The sequence below is a fragment of the uncultured Salinicola sp. genome (assembly GCF_937921195.1).
Classification (GTDB): Bacteria; Pseudomonadota; Gammaproteobacteria; order Pseudomonadales; family Halomonadaceae; genus Salinicola.
Window position 1 is genome coordinate 1 of record NZ_CALFQK010000076.1, and the last position, 26,857, is coordinate 26,857.

The following is a 26,857-nucleotide window of genomic DNA, read 5'->3' on the forward strand; positions in this document are numbered from 1 at the left end:
GCAGGCGGCGGACCCGTGGTGCGTCACCGATACGAATCATCAGCCGCGCCCTCCATGCAGTCGCTTGATGAAGCGGCCCTGCCACAGATTGATCGCCAGCAGCAGCGCCAGCGAGGTGGCCAGCACGATCGACGCCACTGCCGAGGCACCGGCGTAGTCGTACTCCTGCAGCTTGACGAAGACCATCAGCGAGGTGATCTCGGTCTCGTAGGGCTTGCCGCCGGCGATGAAGATCACCGCGCCGAATTCGCCCAATGAGCGTACGAAGGCGAGGCCGGTACCCGTCACCAGCGCCGGCCATAGATAGGGCAGGATAACGCGCCGAAAGGCGTGGCCGTCGCTGGCGCCGAGGGTCATCGCGGCTTCGTCCACCTCGGCGGGCAGGTCCTCCAGTACCGGCTGCACGGTGCGCACCACGAAGGGGATGCTGGTAAAGGCCATCGCCAGGGCGATGCCGATCCAGGTGTAGGAGACCGAGATTCCCAACGGTTCCAGCAACCGTCCGATCCAGCCGTTACTGGAGTAGAGGGTTGCCAGGGTGATGCCGGCAACAGCGGTAGGCAGCGCAAAGGGCAGGTCCATCAGCGCGTCGACCAGGCGTTTACCGGGGAATTCGTAGCGCACCAGCACCCATGCCATCAGCAAGCCGAACGCGGCGTTGAACAGCGCCGCGACCCCGGCGCCGAATAGCGTGACGGCGTAGCTCGCCAGCAGGCGGGGATCGGTGATCAGAAACCAGTACTGCGACCAGCTCAACTGCGACAGCTGCCCCACCAGACTGGTCAGGGGCAGCAGCAGGATCAGCGAGACGAAGGTCAGCGAGATGCCGAGGGAGAGGCCGAAGCCTGGCAGCACCCGGCGTTCGCGGCTCCGCGAGAGGGCCTGGGCGATCATCGGCGCTGAAGTTGATCCAGTTCACCGCCGCTGGCGAAGTGCGTCTTCATCGCTTCCGGCCAGCTGCCGAAGACGTCTTCGACGCGCAGCAGTTCGGTTTCCGGGAACTGGTCGCTGAACTCGGCGGCCACCTTCTCGTCGTTGACGCGATAGTTGAAGCCCGCCAGCAGGCGTTGCGCTTCCTCGGTGTAGAGATAGTCGAGATAGCCCTTGGCCAGGTCTTCATTGCCGTTGCGCTGGGCGTACTCGTCGACCACCGCCACCGGGAACTCGGCCAGGATGCTGACCGGCGGCACCACCACCTCGTAGTCGTCCTTGCCGTACTCGTTGCGGATGTTGTTGACCTCGGATTCGAAGGTGATCAGGACGTCGCCGATCCCGCGCTCGACGAAGGTCGTCGTCGCGCCGCGGCCGCCGGTGTCGAACACTTCGACGTTGCCGAGGAACGTCTTCATGTAGTCCTCGATCTTCGTCTCGTCGCCATCGAAGGCCTGATCGGCGTAACCCCAGGCCGCCAGATAGGTGTAGCGTCCGTTGCCCGAGGTCTTGGGGTTGGGGAACACCAGCGAGACGTCATCGCGGGCCAGATCGTCCCAGTTCTCGATCTGCTTGGGGTTGCCCTTGCGCACCAGGAACGCGGTGGTGGAGTAGTAGGGCGAAGCGTTGTTCGGGTATCGATCCTGCCAATCCTCGGCGACCAGCCCGGCGTCGGCGAGCACGTTGACATCGGTGACCTGGTTGAACGTCACCACGTCGGCGCGCAGTCCCTGCATGATCGAGCGCGCCTGGGTCGAGGAGCCGCCATGGGACTGCTTCACGCTGACGCTCTCGTCGTGCTGCGCCTGCCACCAGTCGATGAACTTCGGATTGACCGCGGCGAACAGTTCGCGGGCGATGTCATAGGAGGAGTTGAGCAGCTCCCGCGGTTCGTCCTGGGCCTGCGCAGGCGACAGGGCGCCTAGAGCGAGGGTCAGTCCGAAGGCGGAGGCAGCGAATAGCGAGCGAGGTCTGGAAAGCCCGAGCATGAGTCTGTTCCCTACGGATTATTAGCGATGCCGGCAAGGCTAGATAAATCCTAATGGAATGACAATTCGTTTACTTAGAACAAATTTATATAACCTTGCGCGGTAACTCTATAAGCTCCCACGACCGCAAGTCGGACGATCCGCTGGTCACCGTGGTCGTCCCTGGCCCGGTGGCTTCCCCAGACGCTTCAGGCCGACCAGACCCAGCAGCGGGCCGGGTAGCAGCCACCACGCAATCGTCGCTTCCAGCGCGGAGAGCCACGGCACCAGCAGGCCGATCGAGACGGCGGAGATGGCGAAGCCGATGGCATTCTGGAGCGTCAATGCGCTACCGACCAAGGCGGCGGGGCAGGCATTGGCGGAGAGGGCGGAAAACTGCGGGGAGTCGATCACCGCGAGCAGGCTCCACGCCGCCAGGTATGCCACCAGCGCGACGAAACCGAGATGGGGCGCGAGCCAGGGGTATAGCGCGCAGCCCACCGCCGAGCCGGCCAGCCCCAGGGTCGCGACCCGACGGCTCCCGAGGCGCTGGCTCAACCAGCCGCCGAGCCAGCAACCGGGGGCGCCGACGGCGATCAGGGCGAACGCCAACAGCGACAGCGCCCGTGGGGAGAGTTCGGGATTCGCCGTCACCAGCAGCAGCGGAATCAGCGTCCAGAGCGTGTATAGCTCCCACATGTGTCCGAAGTAGGCGCTGGCGGCGCGGCGAAAATCGGCGATGCCGAAGGCGGCCAGTCCGGCCAGGCGTGATCTTGGGGGTGGGGAATTGGGTCCGTGGGGAGGCGCGTCGCCCAAGCGCCAGACGATGGCCGCCGCCAGCAGCGCGAGCAGGGAGGCAAACCACAGCGTCATCCGCCAGTTGCCTCCCCAGTCGATCCCGGCCAGCAGATGGGGCATCGCGGTGCCCAGCACCAGCATGCCGACCAGCCACGCCAGCCCGAGCCCGGCTCGTCCTGGTGCCCAACCCACCATCAGTTTCATCCCGATGGGGTAGATGCCGGCCAGCGACAGCCCTGTCATCACGCGCAACCCCACGGCTGGCCATAGCCCGCCCGCGAAGGGCAACAGCGCGTTGGAGAGCGCGCCGATCAGGCACGACAGCGCGAACAGGCGACTGGCGGGGGCGCGATCGGCGAGTCCGCTCAGGCCGATTCCGAGCGTACCGGCCAGAAAGCCGATCTGAACCGCTCCGGTCAGCCAGCCCAGGTCGGCCGGCGCGAGATCCCATGCGGTCTGGAGGTCGCCGATCACGGCGTTGGGCGTGAACCACAGCGCGGTACCGAACCACTCGGCAATGGCGATCAGGACGATGGGCATCTGGGACGCCTGCCGAAGCGGCTAGTCGCCGCCTCGAGGATCATTGGCGGCCTGGTCATCTCCGGCACTGCCATCAATCGAGTCGCCATCAACCGCATCTTCGTCAACCGTGTCGTCATTGGCTTTGGCCTTCTGGCCGTAGACGACGGCCTCGGGAATCACGAATTGGCGCATGCCCGTATCGATCTGGTAGTGATCGCCGATTTTTCTGGCGATGTAATCCGCGCTGCCATTACCGCCATTATTGATTGCGGTCACCATGCCGGTCTCGAACAGGATATGCAGCGAGTCTTCCGAATCCTGGCCTGGAGGCATGGCGATCCAAATGCCCGCATTGCCGGGCCCGTCGCGAATCACGCCGAAAGGGCAGAGCTGTGCGGGTTGGCCCGGTTCCAGCTCGCAGTCGACCGTACCCGTGGCATCGAAGTCGTGGTCGCTGCTGTTCAGGCCTTGAAGTTCGGTGTTGCCTTTCGCGGGGCTCGATGCCGGCGGCTGGCTTCCCTCGACCAGGAATCGCCCGGCGACCCAGCCACGGAGCCCCGAGTCCGCGGCGCGAACGTGGCACCAGCGGTCGGCGCCGTTCAGGCTACAGCCAAGACTCTCGAGCGTTTCGCCATTGGCCAGCTGGCCGGCAACGGCGTACTGCTGGCCAGGACCCGACCGCACGTTGAGCCTGGTCGTCGCGTCGTCCAGCTCGACCTGCCAGTATCTCGGCCCGTCCATCTCATCGGGCCGGTTGGCTTTTGCCGGCGCGGCGCTGCCCCTGTTTGCATCGGCCGTCGGGGCATCGCGCGGTTCGCCGACAGCGATGGTCAGCGTATAGCTCGCCTGTTCGTCACGCCGTGCGGCCGCGCGGACCAGAAACACCTGAACGAGATAGTCGCCGGATGCTGGCAGGGCGACATCCGCCACGTTGCCCGCCATCATCCCCGCAAACAGGAACTCGCCGCCGTCGGCCGACTTGATATTGAAGTAGACGCTGTCGCGGGAGGCGTTCAGATCCACGGACAGGATCTGACCCTGCTGCGCGGCGACGCGGTACTCGGCGGTCTGGTCGCCGCTTAGCCGAGCCTCGATCACGCGCTCGGGTTCGCTGGCGGCGAGTGTGATGCGCTCGCCGCCCGTCGATTGGGCGACGGCGCCGAGTGGCATGCCGCCGATCACCAGCAGGCAGAGGATGTGCCGAACGGGTGCGGTCAGCATGGCCACCGCCCGGCGTCGTCCGCGCGATGCTGCACGGAGCCGATCCGAGGCCTGGCATCTCTCATGGCTCAAATGCCCATCGCCGAAGAGGTCGAGCGTCGCGGGTCGGCACCGCCGGTGAAGGTGCCGTCGTCCTCGATCAGGATCGACTGCGCCGCGCCCATCGCCTCCTGCTGGCTGATCTTGTGGCCCATGGCTTCGAGCAGGGCGATGGTATCCGGGCTGATACCGTCCTCGATGCGGATCTCGTCCGGCAACCACTGGTCGTGGATTCGGGGCGCACTGACCGCGCTCTGAATGTTCATGCCGTGGTCGATCACGTTCATCACCACCTGCAGCGTGGTGGTGATGATGCGTGAGCCGCCCGGGCTGCCGGTCACCAGGAAGTTCCTGCCGTCCTTCTTGACGATGGTCGGCGTCATCGAGGAGAGCATGCGCTTCTCGGGCTCGATCTTGTTGGCTTCGCCGCCGATCAGGCCGTAGGCATTGGGGGTGCCGGGCTTGGCGGAGAAGTCGTCCATCTCGTTGTTGAGCAGGAAACCGGCGCCGTCGACGACGATGCCCGAGCCGTAGCTGAAGTTGATGGTGTAGGTGTTGGAAACCGCCAGGCCGCTGTCGTCGGCGATCGAGAAATGGGTGGTCTCGTTGGATTCGTACGGGAGCGGGTCGCCGGCGGCGATCTCGCTGCTGGGCGTGGCCCGGTCGAGGTCGATCTGGCCGCGCAGTTCCTCGGCGTAGGCCTTGGAGGTGATGCCTTCGAGGGGCACATCGACGAAATCGGTGTCACCCAGGTATTCGGCGCGATCGGCGTAGGCGCGTTTCATCGCTTCGCTCATGACGTGGATCGTCCGCGCCGAGTTGAAACCCATGGCGTCAATGTCATAGCCCTCGAGGATGTTGAGCATCTGCACGATATGCGCGCCGCCGGAGGAGGGCGGACTCATCGCATAGACATCAAACCCGCGGTAGTTGCCGTGCACCGGCTCGCGAATCGTCGGCTGGTAGCCGGCGAGATCCTGTGCTGTCATCAGGCCACCATGATTCTGCATCTCGGCGGTGATCAGGCGTGCCGTCTCGCCCTCGTAGAACTCACGCGGTCCGTTCTCGGCGATGCGCTCGAGCGTCGCGGCCAGGTCGGGCTGGCGGAATCGCTCGCCGGCACGATAGAGCGAGGCGTCCGGCTTGTAGAACACCTTGCGCGTCGAATCCCACTGTTTTAGCCGATCCTGGGACTGCTCGAGTCCTTCCGCAAAGCGCGGCGGGATGATGAACCCCTCGTCCGCCAGCTTGATCGCGGGCGCCAGCGCCTCGGCCAGCGTCATCGTGCCGTACTGGTCCAGCGCCAGCGCCAGGCCGGCCACGGTGCCGGGCACGCCGGAGGCGTTGTGGGTATAGCGCGAGAGTTCGGAGACGGCCTCGCCCTGCTCGTTCTGGAACATGGTCTCGTAAGCCGCGGCGGGGGCCTTCTCGCGGTAGTCGATGGCAATGACCTTGTCGCTTTTTTCGTCCGAAATCAGCATGAAGCCGCCGCCGCCGATATTGCCCGAGCGGGGTTGGGTCACTGCCAGCGCGAAACCGGCGGTGACGGCGGCATCGACCGCGTTGCCGCCCTCCTCGAGAACCTCGTGGGCGATCTGCGAGGCGAGGTAGTGACTGGTGGCGACCATGCCGTGCTCACCGACCTGGGGATGGAAGCGTTCGCCCTCGAGAATGGCGGACTGGCCCAGCGAGGTCACCGAGTAGGCGAATGTCAGGCAGAAGACGCAGAGTCCGGCGACCCGGCGAGGAGTGTGCTTGGCAGGGGTGAGTCTCGGCATGCGGTTACCCTCGAAATGCGATTGTTGTCGTGGCTGGTCTGAATCGTGAAGCCTGCTTGGCGGCAGGCTTAACCTCATGCGCAGTATAGGAATTATTCGTCACGAATGTCGTCCCTGGGCATTTGATTCCCGTGCTAAGCACGCCGATCAGGTCGCGTACGTCCGCAAGGAACTGCCGGAGGATCGCCAGAGCAGCAAGCCCGATTTCGTGGATTGAACCGCGGCTAAAGGTAAGCCGAACCGCCTCGCTGGTGCTGCCAGCGGGGCGGTTTTGCATCCGGCCTGCCCATCGTCGAAGCACGTGCGCTAGATCGAGGCACGTGCGCTAGAATGGGCGACAGAAGCCAGCCAGCACAAGGATCCCCGCTCATGCGCGATTTCAAGATTGCCCCCTCGATTCTCTCCGCCAACTTCGCCTGCCTGGGCCAGGAGGTGGACGACGTGCTGGCGTCGGGGGCCGACATCATCCATTTCGATGTGATGGACAATCATTATGTCCCCAACCTGACGATGGGGCCGATGGTGTGCGAGGCGTTGCGCAAGCACGGCATCACCGCACCGATCGATTGCCATCTGATGGTCAAGCCGGTGGATCGGCTGATCGGCGACTTCATCGAGGCCGGTGCCAGCTACGTGACGTTCCACCCCGAGGCTTCCGAGCATATCGACCGCTCGCTGCAGCTCATTCGCAGCCACGGCTGCAAGGCGGGGCTGGTGTTCAATCCGGCCACGCCGCTCTCCTACCTGGACTATGTGATGGACAAGGTCGACATGATCCTGATCATGAGCGTCAACCCCGGCTTCGGCGGCCAGTCCTTCATTCCCGCCGCACTGGACAAGCTACGGGAAGCGCGTCGACGCATCGACGCCAGTGGCTTGCCGATCCGGCTGGAGGTCGACGGGGGGGTCGACCCGGACAATATCGCCGACATCGCCAGAGCGGGCGCGGATACCTTCGTTGCCGGTTCGGCGATCTTCAAGGCCCGCAGCCTCGACGATGCCCATCGCTACGAGGGCGTGATCGGCAGGATGCGCGCGGCGCTGGCCGGGAGCTGAAACCGAGTGTCGAAGCCAGCCGACCCGACGGCCAGAGCGCAGCCACGGTGGTGGTACCTCTATCTGATCGAGACCGCCAACGGTGCGCTCTACACCGGCATCACCACCGATATCGAGCGGCGTTTCGCCCAGCACGCCAACGGCAAGGGCGCGCGGGCGCTGCGCGGCAAGGGGCCGCTGACCCTGCGGCACGCCCAGGCGGTCGGCAGTCACGGCGACGCGCTCCGGCTCGAGGCGGCGATAAAGCGACTCAGCGCGGCCGGTAAGCGGTGCTGGATCGAGCGTCAGGCGCTGTCATCATCTTGTCACCGAAACGTCATCTTGGCGGATCCCCCCACGCCGTAGAATTCGAGCACTATCCGACGACTCAGTGGGAACGTTTCGATCATGAAAGTGGTGGCCCTGCACAACCTCAAAGGCGGCGTCGGCAAGAGCTCGGCCGCCGTCAACCTGGCCCGGGAAGCCAATCGCGACGGCCTGCCGGTTTTGCTGTGGGACCTCGATGCGCAGGGTGCCTCCACCTGGATACTCGGCGGGGAGAACGGCATGAGCCGCAAGGTCGGCAAGCTGCTGGCGGGAAAATCCCCGCTGGGCGAGCAGGTCCAGCACACACCGTGGGAGCGTTTCGATCTGTTGCCGGCGGATATCCGGCTGCGCGATCTCGACCGTATCCTCGAAGACAAGGCCGACGGCGACAAGCACCTCAAGCGGCTGATCGCACCGTTCAGCGAAGAGTATGCGCTGATGGTCCTGGACTGCCCGCCTGGGCTCTCCACCCTGGCCGACCAGTTGATCCGTGCCGCCGATCGCATCCTGGTGCCGACCATCCCCAGCCCGCTGTCGGTACAGGCCTTCTCGCGCATGATCGAACATCTCGATCTCAAGAAACGCCAGCGCCAGCGGCTCACGCCCTTCTTCAATCTGGTCGACCGGCGGCGCACGCTGCACCGCGAGTGGCTCGAGGCGCCGCCGGCTGCCATCGGGGCGCCGATGCAGACCTGGATTCCCTACGCCAGCGACGTCGAGCGCATGAGCCTGGAGTGCCGTCCGCTGGCCGACCTGGCGCCACGCAGTCGCGCCACCCACGCCTACCGCCGTTTGTGGCAGGAGCTCAAGACGGAACTGGGCGAATAGCCACGACAACGCTTCGAACGCCTCTCTTGGATCTGTATACTTACCCAGTGTTTTGAGTCTACGCTGGGGACGCCATGGCGCTGCCGACGCTCGAAGATCCGCTCTACTATCTCGCCAACTTCCGCCGCGTCCTCGACTGGCTGACGTCGCGCTACGCCGACCTCCTGAGCGTCGACGAGGCCGCTTTCATCGCTGATTTCCAACGTCTGCCCCAGCCCTCCCAGGCGCTGCTGGTCAGGATGATCATGCGCCGGGGTGTCGATTTTCGGGCCAGCCGCCTCGACTATGCGGAGATTGGCGATACACGGGCGGCGGCCGAGCCGCTGATCGCGGCCGGCTGGATCGAGGAGGGCGCGCCGCTGTCGCTGGAGGCGCTGTTCGCGCTGACGACCCGGCCGGAGCTCGGTGCGCAGCTGGGCGGCTGGCTGGCGACATGCGGTCTCTCCCGGGGGGCCGGCAAGGGGGTATGGCTGGCGGCGCTGCAGGCAGAGTCTCCCGAGCCCCGCCCTCTGGCCGATTGGGCGCCGGGACTCGAGGATCGTCACTACCGGCTGAGCGTCGATGCGATGTGCGAGCGTTTCCGGCTGATGTTCTTCGGCAATCTGCGTCAGCAGTGGTCGGAGTTCGTGCTGGCGGAGCTCGGCGTCTACCGTTTCGAGACCATCGAGCTGGAGGCAACCTCGCGAGCGTTCTCCCGGCGCCAGGAACTGGAGGCCTATCAACACCTGCACCGCTGCCGGGAGCGTTTCGAGGCCGATGAAGCGATGGAGTCGCTGCTGGCCGATATTCCACGCCTGCCGTTTGCCAATGAGTGGCTGGAGCGTCGCCGGGGGCGGTTGATCTACAAGCTGGCCTACCGTCTCGAACGCCAGGGCGAGCTCGATCAGGCCCTGACGCTCTATCAAGACTGCTCGGCACCGGAGGCGCGGCTCCGCCGGATCCGGGTGCTGGAGGCGCAGCAGGCATTCAGCGATGCGCTGGCCCTGGCCGAGCGGGCGGCAGCCGATCCCGTCAACGCGGCGGAACGCCAGGCGCTGGAACGGGTGCTGCCCCGGCTTCGTCGCAAGCTCGGCCTGGCGCCGGGGCGTCGGCCGCAAGCAACGCCGCCGCTGCGTCTGGACCTGGTATTGCCCCGCGCCACCAGCGTCGAGCGGGCGGTGGCCCGGCATCTCTGTCGTGACGAGGCGCCGGTCTGCTATGTCGAGAACGCGCTCGTCAATGGTTTGTTCGGGCTGCTCTGCTGGGAAGCGATCTTCGCGCCACTGCCCGGCGCCTTCTTCCATCCGTTCCACTCGGGGCCGGTGGATCTGTTCGAGGCGGATTTCCAAGTGCGCCGGCGCGACCGGTTCGACAGCTGCCTGGCGGCGCTCGAGACGGGCGACTACGGCGCGATCATCCGTCGACGCTATCGCGAGAAGTGGGGGATCCAGTCGCCCTTCGTGTTCTGGGAAGCGCTCGACGAGCACCTGCTGGAGCTTGCCCTGCAGTGCATCCCGGCGCGTCACCTGCGGCTCTGGTTCGAGCGGCTGCTCGGCGACGTCCGTGCCAACCGTGCCGGAATGCCGGATTTGATCCAGTTCTGGCCGGAGGACGCTGAGCCCTCGCAGGCGACGCGTTATCGCATGATCGAAGTGAAGGGCCCAGGCGATCGCCTGCAGGACAACCAGAAGCGCTGGCTCGACTTCTGCGCCCGACACGACATGCCGGTCAGTGTCTGCTACGTCAGTTGGGCCCCCGAAGGCGATGTCGAGGTGGCAGGCCTCGCCGGTCCCGATACGGCCGTTGCCGGGAGCGATTCTTGAGCTACCGGATCGCCGTCCGGGCGCTGTGCGAGTTCGCGGCCAAGCGTGGCGATCTCGATCTGCGCTTCACGCCGTCGCCCTCGGCGCAGGAGGGGATCGCCGGCCATCAGCTCGTCGCGGCTCGCCGCGGCGAACGTTACGAGCGCGAGATTGCCTTGAGCGGCAGCTATCACCATCTCGACGTGCGCGGACGTGCCGATGGTTACGATCCCGATGCCAACCGGCTGGAGGAGATCAAGACGCACCGCGGTGACCTCGCCCGCCAGCCGGCCAACCAGCGGTCGCTGCACTGGGCCCAGGCCAAGGTCTATGGTCATCTGCTGTGCGCCGAACGCGGGCTGGACCGGCTCACGGTGACGCTGGTCTATTTCGATATCGTCAGCCAGCGCGAAACGCCCCTGGCCGAGCAGTGCTCCGCCGATGCCCTGCGCGCCGAATTCGAGGCGCACTGTCAGGCATTTCTGGCCTGGGCGCAGCAGGAGCTGGCCCATCGCCGCCGCCGGGACAACGCCCTGAAGTCGCTCCGCTTTCCCCATGCCGGTTTCCGCGAAGGCCAGCGTCCGTTGGCCGAATCCGTCTACAAGGCCATCCACACCGGGCGCTGGCTGATGCTGCAGGCGCCCACCGGTATCGGCAAGACGCTGGGGACGCTGTTTCCGTTGCTCAAGGCGATGCCGGGCGAGCCGCTGGACAAGGTCCTCTTCCTGACGGCGCGCAATACCGGGCAGCGACTCGCCCTCGAGGCGCTGCAGACGCTGGGCGCAGGAGGCCGTTGCCACCGTGCCGAGTCGCGTGTCTCCGCGCCCGACGAGACCGGGGCGCTGCCCCTGCGGGTGCTGACGCTGACGGCCCGCGACAAGAGCTGCGAGCACCCCGACAAGGCGTGTCACGGCGACTCCTGCCCGCTGGCCGCCGGTTTCTACGATCGCCTGCCCGCGGCCCGCGCGGCGGCGGTCGAACGCGGCTGGCTCGATCGTGCCGGCCTGCGGGACACGGCACTCGCCCACCACATCTGCCCCTATTACCTCGGCCAGGAGATGGCGCGCTGGGCCGATGTCGTCGTCGGCGACGTCAACTACTGGTTCGATTTTCACGCCATGCTCTATGCCTTGAGCCAGCAGCAGCAGTGGCGGGTCGGCGTGCTCGTCGACGAGGCTCACAATCTGGTGGAACGCGGGCGCGGCATGTACAGCGCGACGCTGGACCACGGCGCTTTCCGACGCCTGAAGCCTACGTTGCCGGCGCCGCTCAAGCGGCCGTTCTCGCGGGTGGCCGCCATCTGGCAGGCGCTGGCGGACGAGAGCGAAGCGGACTATCGGGTCATCGAGACACTGCCCGGCAAGCTGATCGGGGCGCTGCAGCAAGCGGTCTCTCAGGTCGTCGAGTATCAGAGCGAGCAGCCGATCGCGCTCGACGGCGAACTGCAGCGATTCGCCTTCGACGCCCAGCACTTCTGCCGCGTCGCCGATGTCTTCGGCGAGCATTCGATCTGTGACGTGACCCGCCAGGCGCCCCGCGGACGCCAGCGCCGTGCAGGGGCGCAGGTGACGTTGCGCAACGTGGTGCCGGCGCCGTTCCTGGCGCCACGATTCGCCGCGGCGCATGGCGGCGCGCTATTTTCCGCCACGCTGACCCCGGAAGCCTACTATCGCGATCTGCTCGGCGTGGCACCGGACGCGCCTTGGCTATCGCTGGATTCGCCGTTCCACGACTCGCAGCTGGCGGTACACGTTGCCGCATCGCTGTCGACGCGCTATGCCGATCGTGAGGCCTCGCTCACTCCGCTGGCGGACCGGGTCGCCGCCCAGTTCCGGGCGCGGCGCGGCAACTACCTGGCGTTCTTCTCGAGCTTCGCCTATCTCGAAAGGGTCGCCGATCGTCTGGCCGAGCGCCATCCCGACGTGCCGTCATGGCGGCAGGCCTCACGCATGGATGATGCCGCCCGGGAGGCATTCCTGGCCCGGTTCGATGCGAGCGGGGAGGGGGTAGGCTTTGCCGTCCTGGGCGGGATCTTCGGCGAAGGCATCGATCTCCCCGGCGATCGCCTGATCGGGGCCTTCGTCGCGACGCTGGGATTGCCGCAGGTCAACCCCGTCAACGAGCAGATGCGCGTCAGGCTGCAGGCGCTCTACGGTCGTGGCTACGATTACGCCTATTTTTTCCCGGGCATGCAGAAAGTGGTGCAAGCCGCCGGGCGCGTGATTCGCTCGCCGCAGGACGAGGGCGTGATCCACCTGCTCGACGATCGCTTCGGCCGGCGCGAGGCCCGGGCGCTGCTGCCGGACTGGTGGCCAACCGCCAGTCTCGACTAATCGTCGGAGCGAGAGGGCTGCACCGCGGTACACTTGATTTCGACCAGCAGCCCGGGAAGGGCCAGGTCGACGACACCGATGACGGTCCAGGCACAGGTACCCTTGGGGAATACCGCGTCCTTGACCTCTCGGAACGTCTCCATGTGGCGATGCAGGTCCACGTGGTAGGTCGTCATATCGACGACGTCATCGAACGTGCAACCGCCCGCGGCAAGGACACTGCGCAGGTTTTCCCAGCAGGCTCGAAACTGGTCTGCTGGATCCGGTATCACCTCCAGCGCCTGCGTTCGGCCGACTTGCCCCGCGCAGTAAAGGGTGCGACCGACACGTATGGCTGGCGCGTAGCCTGCACGCTCGGCCAGTCGTTCCATCCCCGGGGGGATAATGATCTCCCGCTCGGATTCCGGGTCGAGTTCAGGCAACTCATTCATTGGCCAGCGCCTCGAACACTCTTGCCACGGCCTCGGCGCCAGGGTCGACGACGCCCTCGAGCGCGCTCTCCGGCACGTAGGCAGAGCGACCGGCGTTGGCGCGGACGAGGCGGGCGGTGGCCTGGGCGCCATCGCGCGCAGCCTGGGCTGCCTGGGCCAGCGATTCCCCCCGCCGCAGCGATTCGATGGCGGGCACCAGTGCGTCGAGCATGGTGCGGTCGCCGGGCCTGGCGCCGCCGTAGGCCTGCATCTTCTCGACGCCGGCGGCCAGCGCTTCCTGCAGATCGCCGCGCTGGTCCAGCGTGGCTGCCGCCGCGGTGAACAGGATCGACAGCAGTACGCCGCTGGAGCCGCCCATGTCGCGCGCCAGCAGCTGGCCGATGCCGGCGAACATCAATGGCGGGGCTTCGGTGTTGAGGCGGCTGGCCGACAGCGCCCTGGCGATCGACTCGGCGCCGCTCTCCACGCTGGCGCCGGCGTCGCCGTCGCCACTTTTTGCGTCGAGGGCGTCGAGTTCCTGGCGCGATTGGCGCAGGGTCTCGATGACCTGCTGGAGAAGGGCGGAAGTGCCGGGATCCTGCGGGGCGCCGTCGGCCAGGGCCTCATGCTCCTGTCGGGTCTCCGGCGAAAAGCGGGCGGGCGCCTGGACGGCGTGCAACCCGGGCCAGGCCGGCGCCGTGGTCGGGGCCGACAGCGCCTCGACGACATCGTCGTCGGCCGGCAGCAGCGTGAGCGAGAAGCCGTGCATGTCCAGCGAGGTCATCAGCGGGGCCGGGCCGATCAGGTGGGCTACCTGATCGACGCCCAGTTGGCGCAGCAGGCTGGCGGCCAGCACCCCCATCTCCTGGGTGGAACAGCTGCCCAGGTCGTTGAGCATCGCGATCCAGGGCCCGGAGAGCTTGCGGTCGGAGAGCGCCTCGCACAGCGGTTCGAGCACCAGGCGCATCGCGTCGTCGGCATTTTGCGGATCGACCTCCCGCGTACCGGTCTCGTTGTGAATCCCCAGGCCCAGTTCCGGCGAGCGCTCGGCGGCCGCCTGGCCCGGCTGGGCCGCGGCGCTGAGCGCCATGCCCAATGACCCCGTGCGCCGGCACAGCGCCTCGGCGCGCTCGCGGATGGTCTCCAGCGGCAGTTCCCGGCTCGCCAGATGACCGCTCAGCTTGTGCACCAGCACGGTGCCGGCGATGCCTCGCGGTTGCGGGGCATTGTCGATGGCGACATCGTCGGCGACGATGACCATGGCGACGTCCAGTCCTTCGCCTCGGGCACGCTCGGCGGCGAGGCCGAAGTTGAGGCGATCGCCGGTGTAGTTCTTGACCACCAGCAGGCAGCCGGCCGCGCCGCAGACTTCGCGAATGGCAGCGAGTACCGCCTCGACACTGGGCGAGGCGAACAGGCTGCCGGAGATCGCCCCGGTCAACATGCCCTCGCCGATATAACCGGCGTGCGCCGGCTCGTGACCGGCGCCACCGCCGGACAGTATCGCCACCTGGCGCTGGCCTTGGTCCGCCTTGTCCCAATTGCGGCGGATCAGGATTCGCAGGCCGCTCTTCGGCTCGGCGACACGTACCTGGGCGGTCACTGCCGTTGCCCGTAAAGTCTCGTCGACGACGTCGCCCGGGGCGTTGTAGAAACGGTCCATGGTGTCTCTCCGCTGACGTTTCGGGGTCGATGCTTCAGTGCAATTTCATCTTCGGCCTGATGTAGCGGTTGAGGCCATCGACGATGACCGTCATGCCGGTCTTGAAGATGCCGTGAATCGCCATCTGGTGCATCCGGTAGAGAGAAGCGTAGAACAGTTTGGCCAGCCGGCCTTCGATGAACAGGCTGCGCGCCGAGGCGCCACGCATGAGGCTGCCGACCGCCTCGAAGTGCGCCAGCGAGATCAGCGAGCCCCGGTCGCGGTAGATGAACGGCTTGAGCGGCTTGCCGTCCATGGCCGCACGCAGATTGTGGTAGCAGTGGGTCGCCTGCTGATGAGCGGCCTGGGCCCGGGGCGGCACTCGCTTGTCGTCGGGCTGCGGGCAGGAGGCGCAGTCGCCGAAGGCGAAGATACGCTCGTCGTCGAGACTCTGCAGGGTCTCGTGGACCTTGATCTGGTGGTTGCGCTCGGTGGCGAGTCCCAGTTGCGACAGGAATTCCGGCGCGCGAATGCCGGCCGCCCAGACGCTGAGGTCCGTCTCCAGCGGCTCGCCGTCGGCGGTGATGAAGCCGTTGGCGTTGGCTTCGGTGACCCGGGTGTCGACATGGATCTTGACGCCGAGTCGCTCCAGCTCGCCATGCACCGCACGGCTGATCCGCTCGGGCAGGGCCGGCAGGATACGCGGTGCCGCCTCGATCAGATGGACCTCGAGTTTGCCGCTGTCCAGCGCCGTGAACCCGTAGCTGTGCAGCATCCGGGAGGCGCCGAAGAGTTCGGCGGCGAGCTCGACGCCGGTAGCGCCCGCGCCAACCAGGCCGACGGTCAGCTTGGGGTGTGTCCGCCGCTCCGGATCGCTGTAGCGCAGGAAGGTGTTGAGCATGTTGCGGCGAAAACTCTCCGCCTGCTGCGGGCTGTCGATGAAGTGGCAGTGCCTGGACACACCGGGCGTGCCGAAATCGTTGGAGACGCTGCCGACGGACAGCACCAGGTAGTCGTACTCGAGCTCACGGGCCGGTAGCACGACGGCGTCGTCCTGGTCGTGGATCGGCTCCAGCGTCAGGGTGCGGTTGTCGCGATCGATGGCGCTCAGCGTACCCCGCTGGAACCGGTAGCCGTGACTCTTGGAGTGGCCCTGGTAGGAGACCTCGTCGAGCCCGGAGTCGAGGGTGCCGGTGGCGATCTCGTGCAGCAGGGGCTTCCAGATGTGAGTGGGGTTGCGGTCTACGAGGACGATGTCGGCACGCTGGGACTTGCCGAGCTTGCGACCCAGGCGGGTTGCCAGCTCGAGTCCGCCCGCGCCGCCACCGACCACGACGATGCGTGGTGTGGTCATGGGGAAACTCCAATCGAGAAATCAGAAAAATGAGAAGGGTACAGCCGGGGAAATCGGGACCGTCGGTCCGGGCGTATCGCGGGGGCTCGGGGAGGATGGCTGGTGACAGGCAGGCACACCGAGAGCCGAGTGATGACGACATCGGATTGCGAGACTGCACGTTCACGGAAATGAGCACCGTCGATGCGACGAAAGATGTGTCCGAGGATACGCCGATCATCGACACTTGGCATCCGTGGGTTGCGTAAACTTACGCCGTTTTGGGTAAGCTGCTGCGCGGTGTGTCGTCTTTTCAACCTTTCACGCGAGGATTCCCTCATGCACCCGGCGCTTCAGGACATCCGGCTGGTCGCCTTCGATCTCGATGGCACCTTGATCGACTCCGTACCCGATCTGGCGGCGGCGGTGGACACGATGCTGAGCGGGCAGCACCTGGTGCCGGTAGGCGAGGCCAAGGTGCGTGACTGGGTGGGCAACGGCTCGCACAAGCTGGTCGAGCGGGCGTTGACCAGCGTCCTGGGCGAGGTGCCGGATCCGGCCCGGTTGACGGCGAGCCATGATGAATTCCTGCGTGCGTATCACGCGGCGCCCTGCGAGCGCACCCGGGCGTATCCCGGTGTCCGCGAAGCACTTGAATCGCTGGAGGCTAGGGGCGTCATCGTGACGCTGGTCACCAACAAGCCCGCGGCATTCATCGATCCGATTCTCGAGGCACTGGGTCTGCGTCGCTATTTTCGGATGACGCTGGGCGGGGATTCGCTGGCGGAGAAGAAACCCCATCCTGCGCCGCTGCTTCATCTGGCGGCGCAGTTCGGCATCGCGCCCGCACAGTGTCTGATGGTGGGGGATTCGCGCCACGACGTGGAGGCGGGGAGACGGGCCGGTTTCCGCACCCTGGCGGTGCCGTACGGCTACAACCACGGCGAGCCGGTGGCCTCGAGCCGCCCGGATGGCGTGGTTGAATCGCTGGGGGAACTCGTTTAGGGTTTCCGAACCGGCGTCACGGTAATCGTGGCGTCGTTCTTGCGCACCTTCCCGATATTTTCGTTTCCCCTCGACCGAGCTTTCACATGCGACCGGATATCCAACGCTTTTTCAGTCCCAGCGTGCTGATGCGCCACGTGACGCGTTGGCGATGGTGATTGTCAGCCGAACTGCCTCGCTTGCCGATTGCTGATTTTCACTGCTGGAGCCCGGTCCCATGATGACCTCCGATCGCTTTGCCGAGCTGGCGCAAGCCGGCTACAACCGTATTCCGGTCACCCGCGAGGTGCTGGCCGATCTGGATACGCCGCTGTCGACCTACCTCAAGCTGGCCGATGCGCCCTGGACCTTTCTGCTCGAATCGGTTCAGGGAGGCGAGAAGTGGGGGCGTTATTCGATCATCGGCCTGCCCAGCCGGGAGCGGATCGAGGTGCGGGGCCTTACCGTTCGCCACATCGTCGATGGCGAAGAGGCTGGCGTCAGTGAAGTCGAGGATCCGCTGGCCTGGATCGAGCGATTCCAGGCGCGATTCAAGGTTCCGGACCTGAATGACCAGCCGCGGTTCGATGGCGGTCTCGTGGGCTATTTCGGCTACGACACCATTCGCTATATCGAACCGAAGCTGCGCACTGCGCTCGCCGCCGAGAAGCCGGACCCCATCGGGGTGCCGGACATCCTGTTGATGGTGTGCGACGACCTGGTCGTCTTCGACAACCTCTCCGGCCGCCTGCAGCTGTGGACTCACGCCGACCCGGAGTCGCCCCACGCCTATGCCGACGCGGTAGAGCGACTCGAGACGCTGGAGCTGAAGCTGCGCAGTGCCACCTTCAACACTTTGAGTCCGGGCACCGGCCGGGCGGATGTCGCCGAGGACGACTTCCACGCCAGCTTCAGCGAGCAGGGCTACAAGGACGCGGTGGCGACGATCAAGGAGTACGTGCTGGCCGGCGACGTCATGCAGTGCGTGCCGTCCCAGCGCATGTCGATTCCATACCAGGCGCCGCCGCTGGATCTCTACCGGGCGCTGCGCAGTCTCAATCCGTCGCCCTACATGTTCTTTCTGAATCTCGACGACCATCACGTGATCGGGTCGTCCCCCGAGATTCTGACCCGGCTGGAGGGTGGCGAGGTGACGGTCCGCCCGATCGCCGGCACGCGACCGCGCGGTGCGACGCCCGAGCAGGACAAGGCGCTGGAGGAGGAACTGCTGGCCGACCCCAAGGAGATCGCCGAGCACTTGATGCTGATCGATCTCGGACGCAACGATATCGGCCGCATCAGCGAAATCGGCACGGTCGAGCTCACCGACAGGATGGCGATCGAGCGTTACTCCCACGTCATGCACATCGTCTCCAACGTCACCGGCAAGCTGCGCCAGGGCATGTCGGCGATGGACGTGCTGCGGGCCACTTTCCCGGCCGGCACCCTCTCCGGGGCGCCGAAGATCCGGGCGATGGAGATCATCGACGAGCTGGAGCCGGTCAAGCGTGGCGTCTATTCCGGTGCCGTGGGCTATCTCTCCTGGCACGGCAACATGGACATGGCGATCGCGATTCGCACGGCGGTGCTGAAGGATGGCGAGCTGCACGTCCAGGCCGGTGGCGGCATCGTCGCCGACTCCAACCCCGACGATGAGTGGAACGAGACGCTCAACAAGCGCCGGGCGCTGTTCCGCGCCGTGGCGATGGCCGAGAAAGGGCTCGACAACCTCGAGTGAGCGACCGCGGAAGGGGTACCGATTCCTTCCGCACCTGTCATCGATCCTTCATCGAAACCGGGTTAGATTGGGGGCATGCGACACGCGCCCCCCAACTCCCCTCGATTCCATGCCGGCTCGCCACCACGCCCCCTGCGTCGCTGGTGGCTGTGGGCGTCGGCGCTGCTCGGATTCGCCACGCTGACTGCAGGGCTCCTCGTCTGGGGCGGGCTGTCACTCGAATCGCTGGAGACGCTGCACCCACTGGCCCTGCTGATGTCGATGACGCTGCTGCCGGCGCTGGGCCTGCCGATGACGCCATTTTACGTCATCGCCGGGCTGCGTTTCGGTATCCCCGCCGGGCTGGCGTTCTCCGCCGTCGCCACGCTGCTCAACCTGCTGCTCTGCTATGCCATTGCCCACGGCCGCCTGCGGCCGGCTCTGAGCCGTGCCATCGAGCGGCGCTTCCCGGCATTGGCGGGTCTCGACCGGACCCGGGGCGACGCCTGGCGAGTCACCTTCCTGATCAAGCTGGTGCCCGGGGTGCCGATGTTCATCAAGCACTACGCCCTGGGGATCGCCGGCGTCCCCCGGTCGATCTACCTGACGGTGGCATTGATGACGACCGGACCCTATGCCGTGGCGTTCGTAGTGCTGGGCAAGTCGGCGCTGGAGGGGGATGTGGGCCAGATACTCGTCGCGATGGCGTTGGTGGCGCTGGTCGTCGTGACGCTGAAGATGGCGGTGGGCTACCGGGCGCGGCGCAGAGCCCCGCGCCCGGCAAGCTCCTGACCGGACAGGAGCGGTGCAGAATCCAGACGCCGCGATCCATGACGGATCGCGGCGTTTTCATCGCCGGGTCAGGCGACCCGCCCCAGCAACAGGAACTCGATCAGCGCCTTCTGGGCATGAAGGCGATTGCCGGCTTCCTGCCAGACCACGGCGCGTGGGTCGTCGAGCAGGGTGGCGCTGATCTCCTCGCCGCGATGGGCCGGCAGGCAGTGCAGGAAGATAGCCTCTTGCCCGGCCAGATCCAGCAACGCTTCGGTGACCTGGAAGCCGGTGAAGTCACGTTCGCGCTTGGCCTGCTCTTCCTCCTGGCCCATCGACGCCCAGACGTCCGTGGTGACCAGGTCGGCATCTCGAACGGCTTCGCCAGGATCGCGCACGATGACGGCGTGCTCGCCTGCGGCCTCGAGAATGTCCCGACGTGGCTCGTAACCCTCCGGACAGCAGATGCGCAGCTGGAAATCGAACCGGCGCGCGGCGTTGATCCAGGAGTGGCACATGTTGTTGCCGTCACCGATCCAGACGGCCGTCTTGCCCTTGACCGGCCCGCGGCATTCGGTCCAGGTCATGACGTCGGCCAGCAGCTGGCAGGGGTGGTAATCGTCGGTCAGGGCGTTGATCACCGGCACGGAGCTGGCGGCGGCGAACTCCTCCAGGCCGGCATGGGAGAAGGTGCGGATCATCACCGCGTCGACCATCTCCGAGAGCACCCGCGCGGTATCCGCGATTGGCTCCCCACGGCCGAGCTGGGTGTCCCGCGATGACAAAAACAGCGCATGGCCGCCGAACTGCGCCATGGCGGTCTCGAACGACACCCGGGTTCGCGTCGAGGACTTCTCGAAAATCATCGCCAGGGTGCGGTTGCTGAACGGCGTGTAGACGGGGCCGTTGGTCTTCAGGCGGTTCTTGATCGTGATCCCGCGCTGGATCAGATAATCGAGCTCGTCGGCGGAGAGGTCCAGAAGGGTCAGAAAGTGGCGTGCGCTCATGGGCGGATTCCTGTCGTGACTTGACGTTGAGACATGGGCTTCAAGGCATGCGGCATCATCCCGGCGCGCCGCACTGAAAACTCGATCGGTGACCGTGCCCGCCATGGCGGCTGCCACCAGAAAAAGAAAAAAGCGCCGCGGGCGAAGCGCCCGGTGGGGCGTTTCGCTAGGCGGCGCCACGATCGATGCCATGGGGAGCCGCGCCCTGGGCGGGCGTCGGCGGCCAGCGTCGATCCGTGCGAAAGCCAATCATCCTAACCAGACCCCGTGAGCGGCGCAACGCCGCGGGATACCTTCAGAGGAGGGCGGGGGTGTTTTCGGCCGATGTCATCAGTAGAATGGTGTCACGGTCTTTTATATTCGCGCACACGCGAAGGGTGGGCCAGCGGCTCTCTCTTCCCGCTACAGGACGTCTCATGAGCGATACCATCGAAGCGATCAAGCAGCAGATCAGTGACAACGCCATCCTGCTCTACATGAAGGGATCGCCCCAGCTGCCCCAGTGCGGCTTCTCGGCCCAGGCGGTTCAGGCGTTGATGGCATGCGGCGAGAAGTTCGCCTTCGTCAACATCCTCGACAACCCGGACATCCGGGCGGAGCTGCCCAAGTACGCCAGCTGGCCGACGTTTCCCCAACTGTGGATCGACGGCGAGCTGGTAGGTGGCTGCGACATCATCGTCGAGATGTACCAGAACGGTGAGCTGGAGCCCATGGTCAAGGCTGCCGCGGCCAAGTCCGCCGAAGCCCCGAGCGACGGCTGAGCCGGCGCTGTCCAAGCCGCCGTGAAGTGAGGCGCCCCGTCCCAGGACGGGGCGTCTGTCGTTTCAGCGTTCAGATATCGTCGAGACCCTGCTCCTTCATCGCCAGATTCCAGCCGCCCAGGTCTTTGAAGCGGTTGACGATGGCGCAGAACAGCTCCGCCGTGCGTTCGGTATCGTAGCTCGCCGAGTGGGCCGACGAGTTGTCGAATTCGATACCCGCTGCCTGGCAGGCTCGCGCCAGCACCGTCTGGCCGTAAGCCAGTGCCGAGAGCGACGCGGTGTCGAAGCTGGAAAAGGGGTGAAAGGGATTGCGCTTGATATTGCAGCGATTGACGGCAGCGTTGAGAAATCCCTGATCGAAGGAGGCGTTGTGGCCGACGAGGATGGCCCTCGAGCAGTCGTGGGATTTGATGGTCTTGCGAATCGGCTTGAAGAGTCCGTCCAGCGCTTCACGCTCGCTGACGGCGATCTGCTTGCGGAAGGCGCTGGAGAGGTCGATGCCGGTGAAATCCAGGGCGGACTGTTCGACGTTGGCGCCCTCGAAGGGCTCGACATGAAAGGCAATGGTATCCAGTGGCAGCAGGTTGCCCTGATCGTCCATGGTCAGCGGCACGGCGGCGATTTCCAGGATCGCATCCGTGGCCGAATTGAACCCGCCGGTTTCGACGTCTACCACGACCGGGAGATATCCGCGAAAACGCTGCGCCATCAGCTCTTTCGTGCTGGCGTCCGACATGCAATGACTCCCATTCCCTTGGTGTGGTAGTGGTAATGTGTAGAGGAAACCGCGGTCATGAAACCGCGTAGAGTCTAGCAGTTTCGGCCATTGCCGTCCCGTCGCTCGGTGTTCGTGGCGGGCCGGGAGCGTTATAATTTCGGGCTGCACCGTTCGCCGATTGCCGCACGTCAAAGAACGACATACCTTGCCCGTCAATTCAAACTTGCTAAGGAGCTATCGCATGTCCGATGTCAAAAAGGTCGTCCTCGCCTATTCCGGCGGCCTTGACACTTCCGTGATCGTGAAGTGGCTGCAGGAAACCTACGCTTGCGAAGTGGTCACCTTTACCGCCGATATCGGTCAGGGCGAAGAGGTCGAGCCGGCGCGAGCCAAGGCGCAGGCGCTCGGGGTCAAGGAGATCTACATCGAGGACCTGCGAGAAGAGTTCGTTCGCGATTACGTCTACCCGATGTTCCGGGCCAACACCATCTACGAGGGCGAGTACCTGCTGGGCACGTCCATCGCGCGGCCGCTCATCGCCAAGCGTCTGATCGAAATCGCCAACGAGACCGGTGCCGACGCGATCTCCCACGGCGCCACCGGCAAGGGCAACGACCAGGTGCGCTTCGAACTGGGCGCCTACGCCCTGAAGCCGGGGGTCAAGGTCATCGCGCCGTGGCGCGAGTGGGACCTGAACTCCCGCGAGAAGCTGATGGCGTACTGCGAGGACAATGACATCCCGGTCGACTTCTCCAAGAGCAAGAAGAAGTCGCCGTACTCGATGGATGCCAACCTGCTGCACATCTCCTACGAGGGCGGCATTCTCGAGGACCCGTGGGCCGAGGCGGAAGAGGAGATGTGGCGCTGGAGCGTGGCGCCGGAAGCCGCGCCTGACAAGCCGACTTACATCGAGCTGACCTACGAGAATGGCGACGTCGTCGCCATCGACGGCGAGCCGCTCAAGCCGCACGAGGTGCTGGCCAGGCTCAACAAGCTGGGTGGCGACAACGGCATCGGCCGTCTCGATATCGTCGAGAACCGCTATGTCGGCATGAAGTCCCGCGGCTGCTATGAAACGCCTGGCGGCACCATCCTGCTGCGGGCGCATCGTGCCATCGAGTCGTTGACGCTCGACCGCGAGGCGGCGCATCTCAAGGACGAACTGATGCCCAAGTACGCCAAGACCATCTACAACGGTTACTGGTGGAGCCCGGAGCGCCGCATGCTCCAGGCCGCCATCGACGAAACCCAGGCGTTCGTCAATGGCGTGGTGCGAATGAAGCTCTACAAGGGCAGCGCGACGGTGGTCGGGCGCAAGTCCGAGCAGTCGCTGTTCGACGAGTCGATTGCCACGTTCGAGGATGATGCCGGCGCCTACGACCAGAAGGATGCCGAAGGCTTCATCAAGCTCAATGCGCTGCGTCTGCGGATCGCGGCAGGCAAGGGCCGCTCCGCGAGCTAGCGCCGTCCGGTCCAACCCTTGATGCCGATACCTGCCGTGTCGGCATCCGAATCGGGAGCAACGTATGCTGAAGAAACTGTTCTCCGGGCTGCTGGGCGGTGGCAATGCCAAACCCGCCACGCCCACAAAAGAGCGCGAGCCGGTCGAGTACAAGGGGTTCCTGATCGTCCCCGAGCCGCAGGATGTCGGAGGCCAGCATCGGGTCAGTGGTTGGATTCGCAAACCGGTCGAGGGCGGCGAGACCCTGGAGCGCCGCTTCGAGCGTTCGGATGTGGTGCCGGGCGAAGATGCCTGCGTGGAACTGACGATCGCCAAGAGCCAGCGATATATCGACGATGTCGGCGATGAGATGTTCGAGCAGCAGCATTGACGACGACCGGTCGAACTCGAGGACGGCGCCTGGGTGGCGCCGTTTTCGTCAGTGGCGGCTTCAGCGATAACTTCCTATGGTTAAGGGCATTTCCGCCGGCCGCTGAATGTCCTGGCGGCCAGGAGAGTTGAAAAAACGGCAAGGAAGCGCTGACATGATCACTGTTCATCATCTCGAGAACTCCCGCTCGCAGCGTATCCTGTGGCTGCTGGAGGAGCTGGGTGTCGAGTACGAGATTCGGACCTATCGACGCGACCCCAAGACCATGCTGGCACCCGCGGAGCTGAAGCGGATCCATCCGCTCGGCAAGTCGCCCATCATCACCGACGACGCTCACACCGTCGCCGAATCCGGTGCGATCGTCGAGTATCTCGTCTCCCGCTACGGTGGCGATGCCCTGGTGCCGGAGGCCGGCACGCCGGAGCGGCTGCGCTACACCTACTGGCTACACTACGCCGAAGGGTCGGCCATGCCGCTGCTGGTGATGAAGCTGGTCTTCTCGAAGCTGGGCAAGCCGCCGGTGCCCGCGGTCATTCGACCGATCGGCCGGCTGCTGGCCAATGGCGTCCGCCAGAAATTCCTCGACCCCCAGCTTGGGCTGCATCTCGACTACTGGGAGAGTGAACTGCGTCAGCACCCGTGGTTCGCAGGCGATGAATTCAGCGCGGCCGACATTCAGATGAGCTTTCCGCTGCTGGCGGCGGAAAGTCGTGCCGATCTGGCCCAGCGTCCTAATATCAAAAGAGTATTGCAACAGATACGCGATCGTCCGGCCTATCAACGAGCGATCGAGAAGGGCGGGGAATTCCGGTTGTGAAGCCTTCCGAATCCACGTCGGTCGAGGCGGGGGGATCGGAGCGGTATTTCCCGCGCGAATTGGCGGCATTGTCCGTCATCCGTGCATTGCCATGGATTGAGGAGTGTCTATGCGTGTTTTTACCTGGAAGTCCGCCGTCGTGATGGGGTTGAGTAGTGCCGGCCTGGCATCGTCTCTCGCCTGGGCCCAGGCGCAGCAGAGCGATTCGCCGTTCGACCAGCAACCCGAGGCGCGCCTGGCCTGCGAAAGACTCAAGACACAGATCGACCAGACCATCCGTGACAATGGGGCCCGGCATTTCCTGCTCGAGATCGTCGACAACGCCCAGGTCGACGATGACGTGGTGAGAGAGGGGGAAGCCTTTGCCGGCGCCGAAGTGGTCGGCAGCTGTGATGGCGGCACGCGCAAGATCGTCTACAGCCGTGACGGAGCGACCGAAATGAGCGCTACGCCACCGAGAGAGGAGGCATCGACCACCGATGCCTCGGGCAGCGCCGCGAACGGTGATGGCAGCAGCTTGCCGGAGACCACGCCCACCGCGCCGGAATCCATGGGCCAGGACGCGGTGCCGACCCGGCAGCCCGAGAATGGAGAGGCCGGGCAGGAGCCGGAATCGAGCCCCTGACAACGGCCATCGACATCAGGCGATATCGATCTTGTCCGGGTATTCGCACAGGTCCTCGATCACGCAGCTCCCGCAGCGCGGCTTGCGTGCCAGGCAGGTGTAGCGGCCATGCAGGATCAGCCAGTGGTGGGCATCCTTGAGATAAGCCCTGGGGACATGGCGGAGTAGCTTCTGCTCGACCTCCAGCACATTCTTGCCCGGGGCCAGCCGGGTGCGGTTGGCAACGCGGAAGATGTGCGTATCCACTGCCATGGTCAGCTCGCCGAATGCCGTGTTCAGAATCACATTGGCGGTCTTGCGCCCCACGCCGGGTAGCGCCTCCAGTCCTTCCCGGGTGCGCGGAATGTCTCCGTCGTACTGCTCGGCCAGGATATGGCAGGTCTTCATCAGGTTCTCGGCCTTGGTGTTGTAGAGGCCGATGGTCTTGATGTGCTCCTTCAGCCCGTCGAGTCCGAGATCGATGATCGCCTGCGGCGTATTGGCCACCGGAAACAGCCTCGCGGTCGCCTTGTTCACGCCCACGTCCGTCGCCTGCGCCGACAGCAGTACCGCTGCCAGTAGCTCGAACGGGGTCGACCAGTTCAACTCGGTCGTCGGTTCGGGGTTGTTGGCCTTGAGGCGGGCAAAGATCTGCTCTCGCTTGGTGGCGTTCATGATGTCGTTCCCCGATGGTCGCCCGCGTCTCCGGCAGGCGAGTTGGCGGGCGCTCGGCTGGCCAGGGAGATCAGCCGCTCCGCCTCGTGTATCTTGTCCCACGCCTGCCCGATGCCCGCCTGATCGCCCTGACGCTGGAAATGGGCGAGCTCCTGGCGCGCCTTGCGCATTGCCTGCTCCGCTGCCGCCACGGCGATATGCTGGTGATCGCGCGTGGCGCTCCGGTCCGGTGCCGGCGCGGAGTCGAGTCGTCGGTTCAAGGCGTCGAGCTGATCGTCGAATCCCGCCAGGCGCTCGAGAAGTGCGGGGCGCTGCGCCTCCTCGGCTCTGTCCAGTTGGCGTTGCAGGCGTTTTCGACGCGCAGTCAGGGTCGCCACCTGTGCCTTCAAGGCGGTAACGTCCACATCGGCGGGCCGTTCACGTGATGCCGGTGGTGCCTCGGTCACCTGCCGTGCCGCCGCGGCGCGGCGTCGCTCGCGCTTGCGGCGTTTCTCTTCCGCTCTGACGGCCAGTCGCCGGTTGCGCGCCTCGAAGCGTCGGCGTCCGTTGGCGGCCCGCCAGTCGAGATAGCGTTGACGCTCGGCCGTATCGGCGGCGTTCTGCCACTGCGGATGCGCGACGAGATCGATGCAGTCCACCGGGCAGGGCGCGATACACAGTTCGCAGCCGGTGCATTCGGATTCGATGACCGTGTGCATCTGCTTGGCGGCACCGAGAATGGCATCGACGGGGCAGGCCTGGATGCACTTGGTGCAGCCGATGCATTCGGCCTCGCGAATCACGGCCAGCAACGGTGTCTGGGGCGGCTCGATCAGTTCGAGAGGCAGTTGGCCGGTGAGCGCTGCCAGTCGGTCACGCGTGGCCTCGCCACCGGGCGGGCAGCGGTTGATCGCCTCGCCCTCCACGATCGCCTCGGCGTAGGGGCGGCAGCCGTCATGGCCGCACTTGCCGCATTGGGTCTGCGGCAGTTCGGCATCGATACGTTCGACGGTGATAGCGGCTGTCATGAGGTTTCCGAAATAGCGG

General features: G+C 65.6%; 25 protein-coding genes. 13 read left to right on the plus strand and 12 right to left on the minus strand.

What is annotated here, in order from left to right; genetic code table 11:
* Positions 1-39: 39 nt before the first annotated feature.
* The 5 genes from cysT to ggt form a co-directional block, all read right to left on the minus strand.
* Positions 40-894 (minus strand): sulfate/thiosulfate ABC transporter permease CysT, encoded by an 855-nt coding sequence (gene cysT / locus Q0602_RS06495; protein WP_295036177.1) that lies wholly within the window; start codon positions 892-894, stop codon positions 40-42.
* Positions 891-1,919: a thiosulfate ABC transporter substrate-binding protein CysP gene (gene cysP / locus Q0602_RS06500; RefSeq protein ID WP_149435613.1), complete on the minus strand. Its 1,029-nt coding sequence runs from the start codon at positions 1,917-1,919 to the stop codon at positions 891-893. The genes cysT and cysP overlap by 4 nt, the downstream gene beginning before the upstream one ends.
* A 147-nt stretch (positions 1,920-2,066) precedes the next feature.
* On the minus strand, positions 2,067-3,236 hold the full coding sequence (locus Q0602_RS06505; RefSeq protein WP_298840524.1) for a nitrate/nitrite transporter: 1,170 nt from the start codon (positions 3,234-3,236) through the stop codon (positions 2,067-2,069).
* Positions 3,237-3,257: 21 nt separating this feature from the next.
* Positions 3,258-4,439, minus strand: coding sequence for an SH3 domain-containing protein (locus Q0602_RS06510; RefSeq protein WP_298840619.1), 1,182 nt, complete (start codon positions 4,437-4,439; stop codon positions 3,258-3,260).
* Between the two features lie 68 nt (positions 4,440-4,507).
* Complete coding sequence (gene ggt, locus Q0602_RS06515; protein WP_295036179.1) at positions 4,508-6,256, minus strand: gamma-glutamyltransferase; 1,749 nt, start codon at positions 6,254-6,256, stop codon at positions 4,508-4,510.
* 369 nt (positions 6,257-6,625) lie between these two features.
* Here ggt and rpe point away from each other — a divergent pair, with 369 nt between their 5' ends.
* The 5 genes from rpe (at position 6,626) to Q0602_RS06540 (ending at position 12,560) form a co-directional block, all read left to right on the plus strand.
* Positions 6,626-7,312: a ribulose-phosphate 3-epimerase gene (gene rpe, locus Q0602_RS06520; RefSeq protein WP_298840528.1), complete on the plus strand. Its 687-nt coding sequence runs from the start codon at positions 6,626-6,628 to the stop codon at positions 7,310-7,312.
* A 6-nt stretch (positions 7,313-7,318) separates the two neighbouring features.
* Entirely contained in the window at positions 7,319-7,657 is a 339-nt protein-coding gene (locus Q0602_RS06525) for a GIY-YIG nuclease family protein (RefSeq protein ID WP_367276930.1), read from the plus strand.
* Between the two features lie 42 nt (positions 7,658-7,699).
* A complete protein-coding gene (locus Q0602_RS06530; protein WP_295036181.1) occupies positions 7,700-8,446 on the plus strand; it encodes a ParA family protein in 747 nt (248 codons plus the stop codon).
* Positions 8,447-8,520: 74 nt separating this feature from the next.
* Positions 8,521-10,248, plus strand: coding sequence for a VRR-NUC domain-containing protein (locus Q0602_RS06535; RefSeq protein WP_298840532.1), 1,728 nt, complete (start codon positions 8,521-8,523; stop codon positions 10,246-10,248).
* Positions 10,245-12,560, plus strand: a complete 2,316-nt coding sequence (locus Q0602_RS06540; protein WP_298840534.1) for a helicase C-terminal domain-containing protein — start codon at positions 10,245-10,247, stop codon at positions 12,558-12,560. The genes Q0602_RS06535 and Q0602_RS06540 overlap by 4 nt, the downstream gene beginning before the upstream one ends.
* Here Q0602_RS06540 and Q0602_RS06545 read toward each other — a convergent pair.
* The 3 genes from Q0602_RS06545 to Q0602_RS06555 are packed head-to-tail and all read right to left on the minus strand — an operon-like array spanning position 12,557 to position 15,966.
* Entirely contained in the window at positions 12,557-12,991 is a 435-nt protein-coding gene (locus Q0602_RS06545; protein ID WP_295036184.1) for a RidA family protein, read from the minus strand. The two genes, Q0602_RS06540 and Q0602_RS06545, sit on opposite strands and share 4 nt — an antisense overlap.
* Positions 12,984-14,633: a dihydroxyacetone kinase subunit DhaK gene (locus Q0602_RS06550; RefSeq protein WP_298840537.1), complete on the minus strand. Its 1,650-nt coding sequence runs from the start codon at positions 14,631-14,633 to the stop codon at positions 12,984-12,986. Before Q0602_RS06550 ends, Q0602_RS06545 begins: the two co-directional genes overlap by 8 nt.
* A 34-nt stretch (positions 14,634-14,667) precedes the next feature.
* A complete protein-coding gene (locus Q0602_RS06555) occupies positions 14,668-15,966 on the minus strand; it encodes an NAD(P)/FAD-dependent oxidoreductase (protein ID WP_298840540.1) in 1,299 nt (432 codons plus the stop codon).
* Positions 15,967-16,284: 318 nt separating this feature from the next.
* Between Q0602_RS06555 and Q0602_RS06560 the strand changes: the two genes are divergently transcribed.
* The 3 genes from Q0602_RS06560 (at position 16,285) to Q0602_RS06570 (ending at position 19,438) form a co-directional block, all read left to right on the plus strand.
* Complete coding sequence (locus Q0602_RS06560) at positions 16,285-16,950, plus strand: phosphoglycolate phosphatase (protein ID WP_295036187.1); 666 nt, start codon at positions 16,285-16,287, stop codon at positions 16,948-16,950.
* Between the two features lie 220 nt (positions 16,951-17,170).
* Entirely contained in the window at positions 17,171-18,667 is a 1,497-nt protein-coding gene (gene trpE, locus Q0602_RS06565) for an anthranilate synthase component I (protein ID WP_298840625.1), read from the plus strand.
* A gap of 75 nt (positions 18,668-18,742) precedes the next feature.
* Positions 18,743-19,438, plus strand: coding sequence for a VTT domain-containing protein (locus Q0602_RS06570; protein WP_298840543.1), 696 nt, complete (start codon positions 18,743-18,745; stop codon positions 19,436-19,438).
* Positions 19,439-19,506: 68 nt separating this feature from the next.
* Here the strand turns inward: Q0602_RS06570 and argF are convergent, their stop codons facing one another.
* Positions 19,507-20,424, minus strand: a complete 918-nt coding sequence (gene argF, locus Q0602_RS06575) for an ornithine carbamoyltransferase (RefSeq protein ID WP_295036189.1) — start codon at positions 20,422-20,424, stop codon at positions 19,507-19,509.
* A gap of 416 nt (positions 20,425-20,840) precedes the next feature.
* Between argF and grxD the strand changes: the two genes are divergently transcribed.
* Positions 20,841-21,185, plus strand: a complete 345-nt coding sequence (gene grxD / locus Q0602_RS06580; RefSeq protein ID WP_295036190.1) for a Grx4 family monothiol glutaredoxin — start codon at positions 20,841-20,843, stop codon at positions 21,183-21,185.
* A 70-nt stretch (positions 21,186-21,255) separates the two neighbouring features.
* Here grxD and rnt read toward each other — a convergent pair whose 3' ends face one another.
* Positions 21,256-21,921: a ribonuclease T gene (gene rnt, locus Q0602_RS06585; protein WP_295036191.1), complete on the minus strand. Its 666-nt coding sequence runs from the start codon at positions 21,919-21,921 to the stop codon at positions 21,256-21,258.
* A 223-nt stretch (positions 21,922-22,144) separates the two neighbouring features.
* Here rnt and Q0602_RS06590 point away from each other — a divergent pair, with 223 nt between their 5' ends.
* From Q0602_RS06590 to Q0602_RS06605, 4 genes are all read left to right on the plus strand, one after another.
* On the plus strand, positions 22,145-23,365 hold the full coding sequence (locus Q0602_RS06590) for an argininosuccinate synthase (protein WP_295036192.1): 1,221 nt from the start codon (positions 22,145-22,147) through the stop codon (positions 23,363-23,365).
* Positions 23,366-23,429: 64 nt separating this feature from the next.
* Positions 23,430-23,735, plus strand: coding sequence for an HlyU family transcriptional regulator (locus Q0602_RS06595; protein WP_298840549.1), 306 nt, complete (start codon positions 23,430-23,432; stop codon positions 23,733-23,735).
* Between the two features lie 154 nt (positions 23,736-23,889).
* Positions 23,890-24,552 (plus strand): glutathione S-transferase, encoded by a 663-nt coding sequence (locus tag Q0602_RS06600; protein ID WP_298840555.1) that lies wholly within the window; start codon positions 23,890-23,892, stop codon positions 24,550-24,552.
* A 109-nt stretch (positions 24,553-24,661) separates the two neighbouring features.
* Positions 24,662-25,177 (plus strand): DUF1161 domain-containing protein, encoded by a 516-nt coding sequence (locus tag Q0602_RS06605; protein WP_298840558.1) that lies wholly within the window; start codon positions 24,662-24,664, stop codon positions 25,175-25,177.
* Between the two features lie 15 nt (positions 25,178-25,192).
* Here the strand turns inward: Q0602_RS06605 and nth are convergent, their stop codons facing one another.
* Both nth and Q0602_RS06615 read right to left on the minus strand, forming a co-directional pair.
* The gene (gene nth, locus Q0602_RS06610; RefSeq protein ID WP_298840562.1) at positions 25,193-25,831 is read right to left on the minus strand and encodes an endonuclease III; all 639 of its coding nucleotides are present in this window, start codon (positions 25,829-25,831) and stop codon (positions 25,193-25,195) included.
* Positions 25,828-26,838, minus strand: coding sequence for an RnfABCDGE type electron transport complex subunit B (locus Q0602_RS06615; RefSeq protein ID WP_298840565.1), 1,011 nt, complete (start codon positions 26,836-26,838; stop codon positions 25,828-25,830). The genes nth and Q0602_RS06615 overlap by 4 nt, the downstream gene beginning before the upstream one ends.
* Positions 26,839-26,857: the final 19 nt, after the last annotated feature.

Bases quoted from the DNA above. Each gene is read 5' to 3' on its own strand.
- rpe (WP_298840528.1), top strand. From the start codon at position 6,626: ATGCGCGATTTCAAGATTGCCCCCTCGATTCTCTCCGCCAACTTCGCC.
- Q0602_RS06595 (WP_298840549.1), top strand. From the start codon at position 23,430: ATGCTGAAGAAACTGTTCTCCGGGCTGCTGGGCGGTGGCAATGCCAAA.
- ggt (WP_295036179.1), bottom strand. From the start codon at position 6,256: ATGCCGAGACTCACCCCTGCCAAGCACACTCCTCGCCGGGTCGCCGGA.
- Q0602_RS06545 (WP_295036184.1), bottom strand. From the start codon at position 12,991: ATGAATGAGTTGCCTGAACTCGACCCGGAATCCGAGCGGGAGATCATT.
- grxD (WP_295036190.1), top strand. From the start codon at position 20,841: ATGAGCGATACCATCGAAGCGATCAAGCAGCAGATCAGTGACAACGCC.
- Q0602_RS06555 (WP_298840540.1), bottom strand. From the start codon at position 15,966: ATGACCACACCACGCATCGTCGTGGTCGGTGGCGGCGCGGGCGGACTC.
- Q0602_RS06615 (WP_298840565.1), bottom strand. From the start codon at position 26,838: ATGACAGCCGCTATCACCGTCGAACGTATCGATGCCGAACTGCCGCAG.
- Q0602_RS06550 (WP_298840537.1), bottom strand. From the start codon at position 14,633: ATGGACCGTTTCTACAACGCCCCGGGCGACGTCGTCGACGAGACTTTA.
- cysT (WP_295036177.1), bottom strand. From the start codon at position 894: ATGATCGCCCAGGCCCTCTCGCGGAGCCGCGAACGCCGGGTGCTGCCA.
- Q0602_RS06560 (WP_295036187.1), top strand. From the start codon at position 16,285: ATGCACCCGGCGCTTCAGGACATCCGGCTGGTCGCCTTCGATCTCGAT.
- Q0602_RS06530 (WP_295036181.1), top strand. From the start codon at position 7,700: ATGAAAGTGGTGGCCCTGCACAACCTCAAAGGCGGCGTCGGCAAGAGC.
- Q0602_RS06510 (WP_298840619.1), bottom strand. From the start codon at position 4,439: ATGCTGACCGCACCCGTTCGGCACATCCTCTGCCTGCTGGTGATCGGC.
- Q0602_RS06505 (WP_298840524.1), bottom strand. From the start codon at position 3,236: ATGCCCATCGTCCTGATCGCCATTGCCGAGTGGTTCGGTACCGCGCTG.
- Q0602_RS06605 (WP_298840558.1), top strand. From the start codon at position 24,662: ATGCGTGTTTTTACCTGGAAGTCCGCCGTCGTGATGGGGTTGAGTAGT.
- Q0602_RS06535 (WP_298840532.1), top strand. From the start codon at position 8,521: ATGGCGCTGCCGACGCTCGAAGATCCGCTCTACTATCTCGCCAACTTC.
- argF (WP_295036189.1), bottom strand. From the start codon at position 20,424: ATGAGCGCACGCCACTTTCTGACCCTTCTGGACCTCTCCGCCGACGAG.
- Q0602_RS06570 (WP_298840543.1), top strand. From the start codon at position 18,743: ATGCGACACGCGCCCCCCAACTCCCCTCGATTCCATGCCGGCTCGCCA.
- trpE (WP_298840625.1), top strand. From the start codon at position 17,171: ATGACCTCCGATCGCTTTGCCGAGCTGGCGCAAGCCGGCTACAACCGT.
- rnt (WP_295036191.1), bottom strand. From the start codon at position 21,921: ATGTCGGACGCCAGCACGAAAGAGCTGATGGCGCAGCGTTTTCGCGGA.
- Q0602_RS06600 (WP_298840555.1), top strand. From the start codon at position 23,890: ATGATCACTGTTCATCATCTCGAGAACTCCCGCTCGCAGCGTATCCTG.
- Q0602_RS06590 (WP_295036192.1), top strand. From the start codon at position 22,145: ATGTCCGATGTCAAAAAGGTCGTCCTCGCCTATTCCGGCGGCCTTGAC.
- nth (WP_298840562.1), bottom strand. From the start codon at position 25,831: ATGAACGCCACCAAGCGAGAGCAGATCTTTGCCCGCCTCAAGGCCAAC.
- cysP (WP_149435613.1), bottom strand. From the start codon at position 1,919: ATGCTCGGGCTTTCCAGACCTCGCTCGCTATTCGCTGCCTCCGCCTTC.